This window comes from Buchnera aphidicola (Schlechtendalia chinensis), from assembly GCF_001648115.1.
GTDB classification, from domain to species: domain Bacteria; phylum Pseudomonadota; class Gammaproteobacteria; order Enterobacterales; family Enterobacteriaceae; genus Buchnera_B; species Buchnera_B aphidicola_N.
The window spans coordinates 462,121-477,234 of sequence record NZ_CP011299.1 but is presented as its reverse complement, the minus strand read 5'-3'; the positions used below and the strand labels follow the sequence as shown (position 1 = coordinate 477,234).

The window sequence follows — 15,114 nt, the reverse complement described above, 5'->3', positions numbered from 1 at the left end:
TTTAATGATTATTAATCGTAAAAAATATCCGATATTACATTTTGCGCGTTCAGTTAAAAAATTAAAGTTGCTACCTATTGAAAAGTTACCTCAGTTATGTTATGAGTTACGTCAATATTTAATAGATATTGTTAGTAAATCTGGTGGACACTTATCTTCTAGTTTAGGTGTTATTGAAATAACAGTCGCATTACACTATGTATTTGATACTCCTTTCGACAATTTAATTTGGGATGTTGGTCATCAAACATATCCTCATAAAATTTTGACTGGAAGAAGTGATATTCAAGATATTAACAAAAAAAGTAAATTACATCCTTTTCCTTATAGGAAAGAAAGTAAATACGATGCTTTTGGTGGAGGACATGCTGCTACTTCCATTAGTGCTGGAGTAGGTATGGCAATCGCTTCAAACAAAGAAAACAAAAATAGACGAACTGTATGTGTTATTGGAGATGGAGCAATCACTTCTGGTATGGCTTTTGAAGCTATGAATCATGCTGGACATCATAATATCCATTTATTAATTATATTAAATCATAATAGTATGTCTATTTCTAAGAATGTTGGTGCTTTAAATTTATGTTTTTCAAAAATTTCCATTGATCATAATTTAATAAAAAAATATAAAGAAAGAAAAAATTTTTGTATTAAATCTGATTTTTTAAATAAGGATGTAGTATATCAAAAAGAGTATTTAAGAGATATGAAATTTTATAATACTTTTTTTAATGATTTTGGATTTCAATATTTCGGACCTTTGGATGGTCATGACATATTTTTATTAATTGATTTTATTAGTAGATTAAGTAGTCAAAAGTATACTAGCGTACTTCATATAATAACTAAGAAAGGAAAAGGTTATTTTCCTGCTGAGTTGAATCCGACAGAATGGCATTCTGTTCCTAAGTTTGATATAAATACTGGAAAAATTTGTTCTACTAGAAAAGATATTCTTACTTATTCTGAAGTGTTTGGAAATTGGTTGTGTACTATAGCTAAAAAAGATAAAAAGTTAATAGGAATTACGCCTGCTATGACAGAAGGTTCAGGAATGGTTAATTTTTCAAAATTTTTTCCTGAACAATATTTTGATGTTGCAATAGCAGAACAACATGCTGTAACTTTTTCTGCTGGTTTAGCAATTAGTGGATATAAGCCTGTTCTAGCAATTTATTCAACTTTTCTTCAGAGGGCATATGATCAAGTTATACATGATATAGCATTACAAAAATTACCAGTTTTATTTGCGATTGATAGAGGTGGAATAGTGGGACAAGATGGTGAAACGCATCAGGGAGTATTTGATCTAACTTATCTTAGATGCATACCAAATATTGTAATCATGACTCCAAGCGATGAGAATGAGTGTTTTCAAATGTTATATACCGGATATTGTTATCGCAATGGTCCAAGTGTAGTTAGATATCCGAGAGGTATGGGAATTGGAACATCTTTAAAATCAATGAATATTATACCTATTGGTAAAGGCATCATAAAACGATTTGGAAAAAAAATTGCTATTTTGAATTTTGGGCCATTATGTATTTTTGCCGAAAAAGTAGCTAAAAAGTTAGATTTTACTTTAGTAGATATGCGTTTTGTAAAGCCTCTTGATATCAATTTAATCTTATGTTTGACTAAAAATCATCATTTTTTTGTAACTTTAGAAGAAGGAATGGTTTCAGGAGGTGCTGGAAGCAGTGTAAATGAGTTTTTTATGAAAAATAAAATTACTATTCCTATTTTAAATATTGGAATTCCAGATATATTTGTTCCTCATGGCGATCAATCGGAAATTCGTAGAAAATATGAATTAGATTCAGATGGAATTTTGAAAAAAATTTTGTCATGGTTAAATAAATAATGTTACTATTTGTTTAATTTTTATGATTTCTAATATTTGCGGCAGCTTTGTCCAAAACACCATTAATAAATTTATGACTTTCTTCTGCTCCAAATAATTTTGCTAATTCTATTCCTTCATTTATTGTTACTTTGTAAGGAATGTCTTGTCTTTTTTTTAGTTCATAAAAAGAAATTCGAAGTATTGCTTTTTCTATCTGCCCTAGTTTACTTATTTCTCGAGATAAGTAAGGTTCCATTAATGAATCTAAGTACTTTTGATGTTTTGTTATTCCTACGATCAATTCATGAAAATATACTTTATCAATATTTTTTAAATTTTTTTTTTCAAAAAATTGATTTTCTATTTCTTCGATATTATTTTTAGTTAATTGCCACGAGTATAGCGCTTGTACTGCACATTCTCGCGCTTTTCTTCTAGCTAGAGGTTTCATAAATAAGTTGTATTTCCTTTTTTATTTTTTATTAAAATTAGTCTTATATCTTTTCCTATTTTTTTAACATTTTTGAAACTGAATTGAGGTACTAGTTGCAATTTTTTATAATTTTCTAACATAAATAATGGTTTTGAGTAGTTTCCTAACATTTTTGGTGCCATGTAAATTATTATTTCATTTACAACATTTAGTTTTAGAAAAGCTCCGGATAGTGATGCCCCTGTTTCTATTAAAACTTTATTTATTTGTCGCTTTCCTAATAATTTTAGAAGATCAATTAAATTAATTCTAAATGTATTGTTTTTTAATATTACTTGTTCTACATTTTTAGGCCAACGATTTCTGTCATATTTGAGACGTATTAATAATATTTTTCCGGGTTCTTTGATGCATCTATGAAATGGTGTCATGCGATTTTTACTATCTATAATAATACGGAGTGGTTGTTTAATCGTTTCTTGATTTTTTAAATATTTTTTTTTATCTTCTATTCTATGAATTTTTCTAACAGTTAATAAAGCATTGTCCATAATAACGGAGTGACTACTGCTAATTATAGCATCAGATTTTTTTCTATATATTTGAACATCTTGACGTGATTTAGATGACGTAATCCATTTACTTATTCCGTTTTTTAAAGCAGTTCTTCCATCTATTGAGCTAGCTAGTTTTAATTGAATCCAAGGTATTCCTATACGCATTCTTTGGAAAAACCCTTTATTTATACTCTCAGCTGCATAAGATATAATTCCTACTTTTACTATAATTCCTTCTTTTTTAAGCCATTGAATCCCCTTCCCAGATACCATAGGATTAGGATCTAAGGATGATATTACTACTTTTGCAACGCCTGCTTTAATTAATGCAATACAACAAGGAGGAGTTTTCCCAAAGTGACAACATGGTTCTAAAGTAATATATACTGTAGATTGTTTTGCTTTTTCTCCTGCTTTTTTCAAAGCATATATTTCTGCATGTGGTTTTCCAGACTTTTTATGCCATCCTGTCCCGATAATTATGTCATTTTTAACTATTATACATCCTACATTTGGATTAGGCGATGTAGTTAACTCTCCTTTTTTCGCTATTTTTATTGCTTCTTTCATGTAAAAGATGTCTTTCGCATTATTTTTCATAATTTTTACAGTAATAATTGCACAGATAAAAATAATTTTTAATCGTCTTATGAAATATTATTATATTGTACTAATCAATATTTATTCATTATTTTTTAAAAAATGGTTATATCCTTTACATGAAAAATTTATATTTTTTCCACGATAAAATATATTATATCCATTTTTAATGTGATCAATTTCTCCAATACAATTATATTGTATTCCTAGATGATTAATAGCATTCTTTAAGTTTGATATATTTTTTTTTGGTATAGTAAAACATAATTCATAATCTTCTCCAGAATTGGTAGCAAATTTTAACCATTTTTTTTTCGAAAAGTTTTCTTTTAAAACGTTAGAAATTGGTAACTTATTTAAATTAATATTTGCCCCACATTGACTAAAATTTAAAATTTTTTGTAAATCTGAAAATAATCCATCTGATATGTCAATAGCAGAACTAGCAATATTTCTTAATAATTGTCCATGCATGATTCTTGGAATTGGTCGTAAATGTTTTTTTACAAGATAATTGAGACTTTTTGTCATAGTTTTAGGTTTGTTTTTGAGTAAGAATAAACCCGCTGCGCTATCTCCCAGAGTACCAGTAACATATATTAAATCTCCAATTTTTGCTTTGTTTCTTAGCAAAGCTTGATTTTTGGGAATTATTCCATAAATACTTGCTGTTATGCTTAGCGGTCCTCTAGTTGTATTTCCTCCTATTAACTTCATATTATATGAATCTAATGTTTTGAATAAACATTCACTAAAGTGTTTTATCCAAAGAGCATTAATTTTTGGTAAGGTTAATGATATTGTAATCCATTTAGGTTTTGCCCCCATAGCAGCTAAATCACTAAGATTTACTGCAACAATTTTGTAACCTAAATCGGAAGGATGCATGTCTTTAAGAAAATGAATCTTTTCTGTTAACGTATCAGTACTGATCGCGAGAACATGATTTTTTGGAATTTTTACAAGTGCGCAGTCGTCACCAATATCTTGTATTACGTTTTCATCAAATTTTTTTAACGTTTTACTAAAATATTTTTTAATTATTTCGAATTCATCTAATATCATATAATATTGTAGTATCTTTTTTAATGTATATTCGATTATTCTATAAATTTATAAAGATTTTAATCTTAAAAAAAATATATCTTAATCATTATTAATTTTATTAATGATATTAATCATTTCTAATGTTACTAATGCTGATTCTGAGCCTTTATTTCCCATTTTTGTTCCTGAACGTTCAATTGCTTGCTGAATATTATTAGCTACAATTATTCCAAAAGAAATTGGAATTTTATATTGAATACTGATACTAGAAATTTTTTTGCTAATTTCATTCGAAAGTAGCGAAAAATGAGGAGTTTTACCTTTTATAATCGTTCCTAACACTATTATGGCATCGTATTTTTTTTGGCTAGCTATAATATCTGCAATAATTGGTATTTCAAAAGTTCCTGGTACGTGTATTATAGTTATATTTTCAGATTTGACTTGTCCAATTCGTTTAAGAGTATCGAGTGATCCACTTAGTAAATTTTGATTAATAAAATAGTTAAATCTGCTAATTATTATAGCAATTTTTTCTGTTTGTGCTAAGACAGTATTTTTAATTATTTTCATATGCGTAGTTTATATTTTATTTTGTTTTTAAAATTTTCATTGTTATTTTTTATTTTAATATCCAAACATATCCATAATGGTTATAAAACCCAGCTTTTATTCCGGCATGCTTTCCTATTCCTTGGTAAATATCTATTTTTTGTCCTTTAATTGATCCACCTACATCTAATGAAATTAAAATTCTATTTTCATATTTATTATTAAATTTTCCAAACTCATCTAGAATCGGAATTTGAGCTAGTATTATATTTCCTGGTTTTATGACATTTTTGTCTGTTGCTATAGAAGTTTTAGCAATTAAAGGTACAGAACTAGAGCCACATACTAATGTATTTTTGACTTGTTTAAAAAATACAAATGAGTTATTTATTTCTAACAAGTGTTTTGCTTCTAATGATGTGTGTTTAGAAAACCATTTTATTATAGATTTCATAGACATGTCTTCTTTCTTAATATCGCCATTTTTAATAAGAAAGTTTCCAATGCTTTTATAAGGCCATCCGTTTTCTCCAGAATATTTAAACAAAGTTAAAGGTTTATGAAAACCGTAATCAACGATTCCGCTACCTTGTATTTCCATAATGAAATTGTCCACTAATGAATTACTATATGCTAAAATATATTTTTTCTTTAGGATTCCATTATATATATTTTTCCTATTTGGTAATCGATTATATTTTTTTTGAAAGCTAGGCATAGCATAAATTGGATATTGAAATTTTTTTTCTGGTTTTTTTTTAGCGTGTATAATTGGAGTGTAATAGCTTGTAATTTTTATATTACCATAATTATTAATATTTTTTAATTTAAATAAATTTATTCCAAATAATTTTAAATATTTAATATCTCTATTAAATTTTAACCATTTATTTACTGATTTATACAATTTTATGTTTTTATTGTATAACTTTGGAGAAAATTTTTTTATTTTTTGAATTTGTCTTAAAACATCTTCTAAATTAGAGATTTTTCCATTAATAGCAGTATTAAGATTTTTTTTTTGTATTGTATTATTTATAACGTTGGGTTTATGAACTTTTTCAGAATTATTTTTTTTAAATGAACATAAACTTAAAATTGACGTTATTAATACTATAATAATTTTATTTTTCATGTTTTTAAAGTTTTTTTAAAAAAAAGATTGCATCTTTATTATAATATAGTATATTCTTAAATATAAGACGCGGGGTGGAGCAGTATGGTAGCTCGTCGGGCTCATAACCCGAAGGTCGTCGGTTCAAATCCGGCCCCCGCAACCAAATTTTTAATATTTGTAGTTTAAATAATAATTAGATATTAAATATAATATTAAACGTTTTAAGAATTTTTTAGTATTTTAATTTGTATTTAGTATGAACATTCATTTATAGAAAGTCCACTGCATCTTTTCGTTTCTTTTTGTATAGATCTTAAAAATATTTTTTTACTACTGTATACAGTTAGTTTTTTTTTAGGTCTTGTAACAGCAGTGTAAATTAATTCTTTAGTTAAAATTTCGGAATCAAAATTAGGTAATACTAAAGTTGAATGATAAAATTCTGATCCTTGGGTTTTATGTACTGTTGTAGCCCAATTTGTTTGAAACTTTGGTAGTAAATTAATTGGTATAGATCGTGTTTTTTCTTTATGATTACAAAAAAATGCTTTTAGTTCTTTGTTGTGATCATACATAATTACTCCTACATCTCCGTTATACAATTTTATTGTATAATTATTTTTTAAAATTAATATCGGTTGTCCAAAATATATTTCTTTACTATTAACATCGTTATTTTGAATGAATTTTAATTTTTTCATTCTTTTTTCTATTTCTTTATTTAAACCTTCGACTCCAAATGGACCATTTTTAAATATACACATTAATCTATATTTTTTAAAATTTAGTATTGCATTGAGAGGCATGTTTTTTTCTTTTAGGATATTCCAATAATTTTCATAATTTTCAACTAATTTTGAGATCATTTTTTTATAATCGTCTTTAGTTTTCAGAGAATAAAATTTAATATCACGATAGTTATTTAGAAATAATTTTTTGAAATTATTTGACGTATTCTGTATAATTTTTTTGGATACTTTAAAAATATTAGATTTAATATTAAAACGATAGTTTTTCGTTAAAATGCATATTTTATCGTTTATGTTGGAAAATTTGTAACCATTAACATGGTTAATTTCAAAAATATTAAAGTAATTTATAATTTTGATTATATTTTCGCTATATCCATGTTTGTAGTAGCTGTATATATCTTTTAAAACGTGTCCACAATTTATTGAAGGAAGTTGGTTGTGATCTCCTAGAAATATGATTCTAGTTTTTTTTGATATATTGTCAATTAATTTTTCCATAACAAAAATGTCAATCATAGAAGATTCGTCTATAATTAGTATGTCTATATCTAAAACAGTATTCTTTTTATCTGAGTACGTGTTTTGAATATTATTTATTTTTAAAAGTCTATGTAAAGTAATTGCAGGAGATATTAGAATACGTTTGTTGTTTTTAAAGAGAGGTATATTTAACATACATTTTTTAATAGATTCAGTAAGGTGATTTGCTGCTTTTCCTGTCGTAGCTGCTAATTGAATTTTTATTTTTTTTTTAGAAATAGTCATCATAACTTCTAATATATTTGAAACTATTGTGGTTTTTCCTGTTCCTGGACCTCCTATTATGAATGTTATTTTTTTAACAGTTGATAAAATAATTGCAATTTTTTGTGAATTTTCTGTACATTTTTTTAATAAAGTAATTATTTTTTCTTTAATAGAAGTTAATTGTTTTATTTTAATATTATTAGATTGAGAAATGAATTTAAAAATTTTTTTTTCTGCTATCCATGTTTTATAAAAATATATTTTTTCATTGAGAAAAATAAGAGGAGTAGCACGATTTCCATTGCTTATTATTGAACTTTTAAATATTTCTGGCTTAAAATTTTTTGACAAATTTGCCGTTTTCCATATTTTTTTAATTAAAGCATTGTTTTCTTTTTTATAAAATATTTTTTGTTCTTCAAAGTAAGATATTGGGAGACATGTATGTTTCATTCGAATCCAGTAATGTATACAAGCAGATAGTAACATAATTTTTTGAGATTCTTTTTGAGCTACAGAACAACAAAAAAAATAATCCAATGGGCAAATTATCTTTCTCGAAATAGCTTTTTTTAATAAAAATAAGATGTTCATATTATATTTTATTCGATTTTTTTAAAAAAATTGTTAAGTTCTATTATTTTATTTAATTTAGGTAATGTAAAGAACAGACCTGTATTCAAATTTCTATTTTCTATAGCTCTCAAGAATAAAACGTATATTCCTCCAAAATGTTTGAGAAAACAATAATTTTTAATTCTTTGTTTTAAATATCTGTGTAATGCAATACTATAAATTTGGTATTGCAAGTCGTAGTAGTTGGAAATTATTGCACTTTCTATATTTTCTATTGCGTAGCAATAGTTTGAATCTCCTAACCAGTTTGATTTATAATCTAATAAATAATATTTCTTCTTGCGTTTAAATACCAAATCTATTGATCCTGTGAACATGCCTTTAATAGGGTTTAAGTGCTCTGGAAAAAAGTTTTTATTTGGTCGATTTGACATCTTAAAAATTTCGTATAATTTTTTATTTGTTAATTGGTTTTCTATAGGAAAAAAGAATTTTAATTCTTTTATACAGTTTTCTTGGGATAATTTAGATAGTACAAGATTATCAGAATTTAGTGGTGTGTGTAATATTTTTTTTATCCATTTTTTTATTGATTCAGACCACGTTTTGCTAAAGTCATTTTGTATAAGTTGATGAGATATCCAATCATTATTAATTTTTTTTTTAAAATTAATGTTTTTTAAAATTTTATGAATAAATATTCCAAACTTTTTCCCTTTTGGAAAAGCATATGATGTTAGTTGAACTTTTTTTTGAGGTATTTCAGGTTTATTGTAATTAGTATTAGTATATATTTTTTTTGTTGGTAATATGTTTGATTTATATTCTTTTTTTAAATTTGAGTAGCTAGTTATTATATAGTTGCATTGAAATTTTCTTGTAAATATTTGATTACTTAAAGTATTAACTTTTACGATTTTTTCTTTATCTTTAATTTGAAATTCTGGTATTTTAGAAGTAGTTCGTATATTTTTGTTAGGGTCAATTTTTTTAAGTATTTCATTTAATTCTTCAAAATTTAACTTTTTATCTATTTTTAGGATATTTCCTAGAGCATTTTTATACAAATTTGAATAGTAATTTTCATGTTTTTTTACTTTACGTGTAATGAATGCAATTCCTACAAAACAATGTACTATTGCACGGGTTAATGCTACATATAGTAGTCTCATTTGTTCTGACAATAGTGTTTTTTCGTTTTTTAAATTTAATTTAATGTCGTTAAAAAGTTTGGATGTGTTATGATTATTGTAGTGAGTTGTGAAAAATGGAATACATACTATTGGATATTCGAGTCCTTTTGATTTATAAATAGTTACAATTTGCACATAGTTATTGTTATTTTTAATATTTATATAATCTTTATAAGGAACATCATTTTTGTTTACTATTTTTTTTTCTAACCATGATATTAGAATATGTTTGCTTTTATTTTTATTGCTTCTAATTTCTAATAGTTTGGTAATTTGTAATATATAATCAATGTTAGGTACATTTTTCTTTAAAGTATCATTTTGATGTTTTACTCTATAATTTATTATTATTTTATGAATAACGTGTGTAATGCCGAATTTTTCCCAAATGATTAAATATTTGTAAAATTGATTTATCAAATTTGACCAGAACGAATGTTTTTGCGTAATGCAATCGATTTTTTTGCTTTGAATAGATATAATCGTTGTTGATATCGCTCTTTTTAATGTAGCTTCATTTTTAGGATTTAAAATTGCTTGAAGAATCCATAATATTTCTATTGCTTCATTAGTGTGAAATACGCTTTCTCGTTTTGAAAGATATGTTGTTTTAATGTTTAGTTCTTGTAAAGCTATTTGCATAATATATGCTTCTTTTTTGTTATTTACTAATATACAAATATTTTTTTCAGATACAAATTCCGTTTTATTTTTATATGTAATAGTAGCATTTTTTGTTTTACCTTCGTTAATCCAAAACGAAATATATTTTGCATAGCTTTTAGATATCCATTTTTTATAATCACTGATTGTCGTTATTCTTTCTTTATTTAACAAAAACCGTAGAGCTGGTTGAATTTTTCCATTTATCTCAAATTTTATTTGTTTGTATTTATATCTTGATTTTAATGAAATGAATTTAATTCTAGAGTGCATAAAAATATTTTTAGTTCTTGAAAATAGTAAGTTTATACTGTCTATTATTTCTTTAGACGATCTCCAATTAATTTCAAGATGGTAACGTTGTTTTATATTTTTTGTTGCTTTTATGTATGATGAAATATCTGCTCCTCTAAATTCATAAATAGCTTGTTTAGGATCGCTGATTAAAACGAACAGATGTTTATTTGATGAATAAATTTTTTCAAATATTTTATATTGTTTATAGTTTGTATCTTGAAATTCATCAATTAACAATGCTGGATATTTCTTAGCGAGTGTATTTATAAAACTTTTATTTTTTTTTTCTAAAATTGAAATAACAAATTGAATTAAATCGTCGAACTCAAATATTCCTAATTGTTGTTTTCTTTGAGTAAAATGTTTTTTTATTTTTATAATCGTTTCTATTATAAATGCAGATTTTAACGAAAAATTTATTTTTAGAAATTTTTCAGTAATTTCAAATATCTCGTTTTCAGAAACACTTTCAGAATAATTTTTTTCGATTAAGTATTGTTTTTGAAAGTATTTTAGATCTTTTGGAATGTTAAGATTTTCTGATTTTGTTAAAGACCAAATTGTAATGTTATTAACCCATCTGTTTAAATTAGACTTAGTATAAACTTTTTTATTTGCTTGAGATTTATTAATTATACTAAATATTGTTTTATGATATTTTAACCATGTGTTTTTAAAGATTTTTATTTTTTTAATTAATATGTCATAACTTTGGACAATGTTTAATTTATTCTTAACATATTTTTTTTTTACAAAACTTTCATTTAACAGGAATGGAAATACTTTTTTTAACAAAAAACTTGGATTTTTAAAATATTTCAAAATAATGTTCAAAATATTTTTTGGTAAGTTTTTGAAGCATTCGTTCCAAAATGTAATACTAGATTGTAGATATAAATGATATACATTTTTTGCTATTTTTTTTTGAAAAAAAATATTAGATAAAAATTTGTTAATTTTTAAGGCTTGGTAGCAAAATTCATGTATAGTGTACACTTCTAATGTATGAATTGATTGTTCTGCTTGTGATAATAAATATATAGCTTTATCCAAGTTTTTAATTTTTTTAAATAAATGATATAAAATACAGTTTTCATTTTTTTTTAAGCAAGTTTTTTTGAAATCATGAATATATATTTTTATTCTATTTTTTAGTTCTTTTTTTGTATGCTTTGTAAATGTTATTACTAAAATTTCTTGAACTAAAAATGCTTTTTGAACTGAATTGTCTTTTCCAAGTCCTAGCAATAATTTTAAATATAAAGTAACTAAAGAAAATGTTTTTCCTGTTCCTGCTGATGCTTCAATTAATATTTTTCCTGATAGTGGAAAATGATTTGTATTTAAAATAGGTACAGATTTTTCTGATCTCATAATTTTCTTAATTATAAATTAATTTTTTATTGTATATTTTAATAGTTTTAGTTATTTTTTTGAGTATATTGTATTATGGGTAGTATCCATTTTTTAGCTGTTTCACATATTTTAGAAATATTCTCTTTGCTTAAAGTAGTTATTACCTTTTTTAAGTACAAATCGTTTTTTTCTCCCGAATTCCAATTATTTCCTTCCCATGTTTCGATTATTTTTTTTTTACTTTCAGAAATGCTTGTTTGTCTTTTTTTATGAATACATTTTAACCAATTAATTCCTGAATTTGTTAGCAATATAGGTTTGTTCATACCTTGAAAATATCCATGAACATATTTATTTAAAAGATAATTTGCTTTTTTACTTTCTAATTTTGTGAAAGACAAGTTGTCTTTGTTAAGTCCGAGTATAGTACTATTATTTCCAGTTGTATGTATAGAACAATAAATTAAGTGTTCTATCCATAGAGCAATTATATCTTTATTTTTTATAACAGTTGGTGTCCAACGTAGTAGTCCCTTTGGACTTATGTTTTTTAATGATCCAAAAAGTTCACATTTTTTTGTTTGTATAAAAATTTTCTTATGTGTCAACTTTTCTTTAATAGATTTTATTGTATTGTATAGTGGTATAATCTGAGATAAACAATTTTCCCAATATATCTTTCCTAAATTTCCAAGTGGTATAATACCTTTGTATCGATAGTATAGAAATAATTTTTTTATATTTTTTTGTTTTAATAAAAAATTTAGTATATCAATACTAATCCAGTAATGATCAATTTTTGTAATTGAATAATTTTCTTCATGTAAATTGATAGTTGTAATTGGATTCAATCTAATACCCAGTCGTTTATTAAAAAAATATTTGACTGGATGTTTCCAAAAAGATATTAAATCAGAAACATTAATTATATCACTTTGGATTTTTGGCAGAGTTTTATTAAAATTATTTGTGTTTATTTTTTTAAGTTGAGAAATTTTTAACCATGTTTCATTAAAACTTTGAAAATTAAAATTTTTAGAAAAATTTTTAGTATCGTATGGTTTGTTTGTATGGACATGATATAAATGAGAAAATAATTCTCTAGTATTTTTTTTTTCGCTTTTTTCTAATATGTAAAAATTTTTTGATATATAGGACAATAACTGGCTTATAATTATAGATGGTTCATGTGTTTCATAGTTGTTTTCAGAGTTTTTATAGTAACTGATTGATAGTATTTTTTTTGCAGATAAAAGAGTTTCTAAAAAGAAATATTTGTATTTGTGTTTTCTATTAGGATCACATATTCTTGGATATTTTTTTATTAAATTGAAATTTCCAGTTAATATTTTTTGAAAAACAAAGTTTTCATTCATTCCTAGTATATGAATAACTTTGAATGGTATATTTCTTAGTATAAAGCCATTGCAGAAAGTTACTTTTCCAAAGGCATGATTATAAATGTTTATTTTTTTTAAAAGATTTTTTTCTAACTCGTTTTTTAGTAAATTAATAGGAATTTTTTTTTCGTAATTTTCTTGTATTCCAGGATTAATAATTGTATCTAAAATTTTTTTTATATAATTTATTTCTTGATTTTCTATTTCATCCTGTACAAAAAGTTCATTAAGTAATTTTCCGAAAATAGTTTTCCAAGATTGTAGTGATTTTTGAGTAGACAATTTTTTTTTCCATTTTTTTAAAAATGATATAAATGTAACGAATTTGCTAAAATTCTCATAATCTTTAGAACTCAATTTATTATAAGGAACCATTTTGTTCCATGTAACGTAGTTAATATCGTTCATCGATTTTCCAAGAAAAATTTTTGATGCTTCATTACTAAAATCGCAAATTTTTATATTTTTACACGATTTATGTGTATTGAAATTTGCGTTTTCTTCAAATTGTATTTGAGATTTTTGAAGTATTTTACGTAAATTTTCTATTTTTTCTTCTGGTATTTGAAACTTTTTAAGTATAAAAGGATTTTCCAACAAACTAAAAATTTTCTCGTTATTAAGAAAAGTATCTGGAAGACTTAATATTTTAATAATGGTTTTTAATATCGTATATTTTTTTTGATGATTGTTGGATAGAATACAAAATGGAATATGATGTTTATTATTAATAGGATTAAATACAGATTTGATAAATGGAATGTATGAACTAATATCTTTGCTAATTATTAGTATATCGTGAAAGAATATGTCATAGTTGGAATTAAGTATACTTAACAAATTATCGTGTAAAATTTCTATTTCTCTTTTTAATGTTGAACACTCATGTATGGAAATAGATTTGTCATTTTTAAAGATTATATTTTTGTTTTTCTTTGTATTTTCGATATTTTTATAATTTTGAAGGTTGAAATCATTTTTTATTATTTTTTCTTGTATTTTTTGTAGTAAACAAGCAGGTTTTTTGATCTTGAATAGATTTACTTCTTTCTTTTGTATTAGGTTTGTGAGAATTGTGTATTCTAATGCATATTGTCCAAATGTTGAAAGATCGTTAGTGTTAATATTTGATTTTTCTTTTATGGATGTTTTGAGTTTTCTCGTGTTTTCAAAAAAGTGTAATATGTTTTTTTTTGTTAAATTAGTGTGGTATTTTTCTTGTTCTTTTTCAAAATTTTTTAGAATCTTTTTTTCTTGTTTATATGGAGTTACATAAAAAAAATGTATTTTACATATTGATTGTATTTTTTTTAAAAATATTAAGTTATATGGTGTTAAAAATTTATTTCCAAAAATAAAAATTCTAGATGGAAATTTATTCATATTATTTTTTTTTGTTTTTTCGTTAAATAGAAATAGAAAAGTAGAGAGATTTTGAATAGATTGATTTCTTGCTTTTATGTATTCTATGAGTGTTTTCCATAAACTTTCATATGATTTTATAGAGTTAGATTGTGTTCTTTTTTTTTTAAGTTTGTAGTCCATTCATATATCCAATCTGAACGATATAGTAAAAATTTTTCAAATTGTTTTGATAAGTAAGATACTATTTCGAACAATTTTATTTTTGAATTGCTTTTACTAATGAAGTTAGTAAAATTTTTAACATTTTTTATATTCATTATTTTCCAAATAATATGATATCTTTCAAATTCTAATTTCAAATTATTTCTAGAATTAACTTTTTGAAATATTTCCAATATAAAGTTATTAAATTGCAAAAATTTGATATTTGCAACTATTGAGTATTTTTTTGCTATGTAAATGTTAATCCAATGTTCTGTTTCTTTATTTGGAATTATAAAAAATTCTTGTTTAAGTGGATTTTTTAATGGTTTGTTTATAAAAATAGAACATGCTTTTTTTAAAAGAAGGTGAAAATTGTAAGATTTGTATAATGTAAACATATTTTTTA

Annotated in this window: 10 protein-coding genes and 1 tRNA gene; 2 read left to right on the top strand and 9 right to left on the bottom strand. The window is 24.0% G+C overall.

Annotation, left to right across the window (positions count from 1 at the left end):
• The first annotated feature begins 4 nt into the window (after positions 1-4).
• The gene (dxs, locus tag XW81_RS02115) at positions 5-1,867 is read left to right on the top strand and encodes a 1-deoxy-D-xylulose-5-phosphate synthase (protein WP_075474299.1); all 1,863 of its coding nucleotides are present in this window, start codon (positions 5-7) and stop codon (positions 1,865-1,867) included.
• 13 nt (positions 1,868-1,880) lie between these two features.
• Here the strand turns inward: dxs and nusB are convergent, their stop codons facing one another.
• From nusB to mltA, 5 genes are all read right to left on the bottom strand, one after another.
• The gene (gene nusB, locus XW81_RS02110) at positions 1,881-2,300 is read right to left on the bottom strand and encodes a transcription antitermination factor NusB (protein ID WP_075474298.1); all 420 of its coding nucleotides are present in this window, start codon (positions 2,298-2,300) and stop codon (positions 1,881-1,883) included.
• Positions 2,297-3,439 (bottom strand): bifunctional diaminohydroxyphosphoribosylaminopyrimidine deaminase/5-amino-6-(5-phosphoribosylamino)uracil reductase RibD, encoded by a 1,143-nt coding sequence (ribD, locus tag XW81_RS02105; RefSeq protein WP_075474297.1) that lies wholly within the window; start codon positions 3,437-3,439, stop codon positions 2,297-2,299. Before ribD ends, nusB begins: the two co-directional genes overlap by 4 nt.
• Positions 3,440-3,520: 81 nt before the next feature.
• On the bottom strand, positions 3,521-4,504 hold the full coding sequence (gene thiL / locus XW81_RS02100; RefSeq protein ID WP_075474296.1) for a thiamine-phosphate kinase: 984 nt from the start codon (positions 4,502-4,504) through the stop codon (positions 3,521-3,523).
• Positions 4,505-4,585: 81 nt separating this feature from the next.
• Positions 4,586-5,059 carry a 6,7-dimethyl-8-ribityllumazine synthase gene (gene ribE, locus XW81_RS02095; protein ID WP_075474295.1) on the bottom strand — a complete coding sequence of 158 codons (474 nt, stop codon included), beginning with the start codon at positions 5,057-5,059 and terminating at the stop codon, positions 4,586-4,588.
• A 49-nt stretch (positions 5,060-5,108) separates the two neighbouring features.
• The gene (gene mltA / locus XW81_RS02090) at positions 5,109-6,173 is read right to left on the bottom strand and encodes a murein transglycosylase A (RefSeq protein WP_075474294.1); all 1,065 of its coding nucleotides are present in this window, start codon (positions 6,171-6,173) and stop codon (positions 5,109-5,111) included.
• Between the two features lie 68 nt (positions 6,174-6,241).
• On the opposite strand from mltA, the gene XW81_RS02085 reads away from it, so the two are divergent.
• A tRNA-Met gene (locus tag XW81_RS02085) sits at positions 6,242-6,318 on the top strand.
• 88 nt (positions 6,319-6,406) lie between these two features.
• On the opposite strand, the gene recD is transcribed toward XW81_RS02085, so the two are convergent.
• Genes recD through XW81_RS02950 form a run of 4 tightly spaced genes read right to left on the bottom strand, consistent with a single transcriptional unit; the run spans position 6,407 to position 15,106 of the window.
• The gene (recD, locus tag XW81_RS02080) at positions 6,407-8,248 is read right to left on the bottom strand and encodes an exodeoxyribonuclease V subunit alpha (protein ID WP_082252570.1); all 1,842 of its coding nucleotides are present in this window, start codon (positions 8,246-8,248) and stop codon (positions 6,407-6,409) included.
• Positions 8,249-8,256: 8 nt separating this feature from the next.
• Positions 8,257-11,757, bottom strand: coding sequence for an exodeoxyribonuclease V subunit beta (recB, locus tag XW81_RS02075; protein ID WP_075474293.1), 3,501 nt, complete (start codon positions 11,755-11,757; stop codon positions 8,257-8,259).
• A gap of 47 nt (positions 11,758-11,804) precedes the next feature.
• On the bottom strand, positions 11,805-14,684 hold the full coding sequence (locus tag XW81_RS02955) for an exodeoxyribonuclease V subunit gamma (RefSeq protein ID WP_075474292.1): 2,880 nt from the start codon (positions 14,682-14,684) through the stop codon (positions 11,805-11,807).
• A complete protein-coding gene (locus XW81_RS02950; RefSeq protein WP_195182281.1) occupies positions 14,639-15,106 on the bottom strand; it encodes an exodeoxyribonuclease V subunit gamma in 468 nt (155 codons plus the stop codon). Before XW81_RS02950 ends, XW81_RS02955 begins: the two co-directional genes overlap by 46 nt.
• Between the last annotated feature and the right edge of the window lie 8 nt (positions 15,107-15,114).

Coding starts and splice junctions, on each gene's coding strand:
- nusB (WP_075474298.1), bottom strand. CDS start 2,300: ATGAAACCTCTAGCTAGAAGAAAAGCGCGAGAATGTGCAGTACAAGCG.
- thiL (WP_075474296.1), bottom strand. CDS start 4,504: ATGATATTAGATGAATTCGAAATAATTAAAAAATATTTTAGTAAAACG.
- dxs (WP_075474299.1), top strand. CDS start 5: ATGATTATTAATCGTAAAAAATATCCGATATTACATTTTGCGCGTTCA.
- XW81_RS02955 (WP_075474292.1), bottom strand. CDS start 14,684: ATGGACTACAAACTTAAAAAAAAAAGAACACAATCTAACTCTATAAAA.
- ribE (WP_075474295.1), bottom strand. CDS start 5,059: ATGAAAATAATTAAAAATACTGTCTTAGCACAAACAGAAAAAATTGCT.
- recD (WP_082252570.1), bottom strand. CDS start 8,248: ATGAACATCTTATTTTTATTAAAAAAAGCTATTTCGAGAAAGATAATT.
- XW81_RS02950 (WP_195182281.1), bottom strand. CDS start 15,106: ATGTTTACATTATACAAATCTTACAATTTTCACCTTCTTTTAAAAAAA.
- ribD (WP_075474297.1), bottom strand. CDS start 3,439: ATGAAAAATAATGCGAAAGACATCTTTTACATGAAAGAAGCAATAAAA.
- mltA (WP_075474294.1), bottom strand. CDS start 6,173: ATGAAAAATAAAATTATTATAGTATTAATAACGTCAATTTTAAGTTTA.
- recB (WP_075474293.1), bottom strand. CDS start 11,757: ATGAGATCAGAAAAATCTGTACCTATTTTAAATACAAATCATTTTCCA.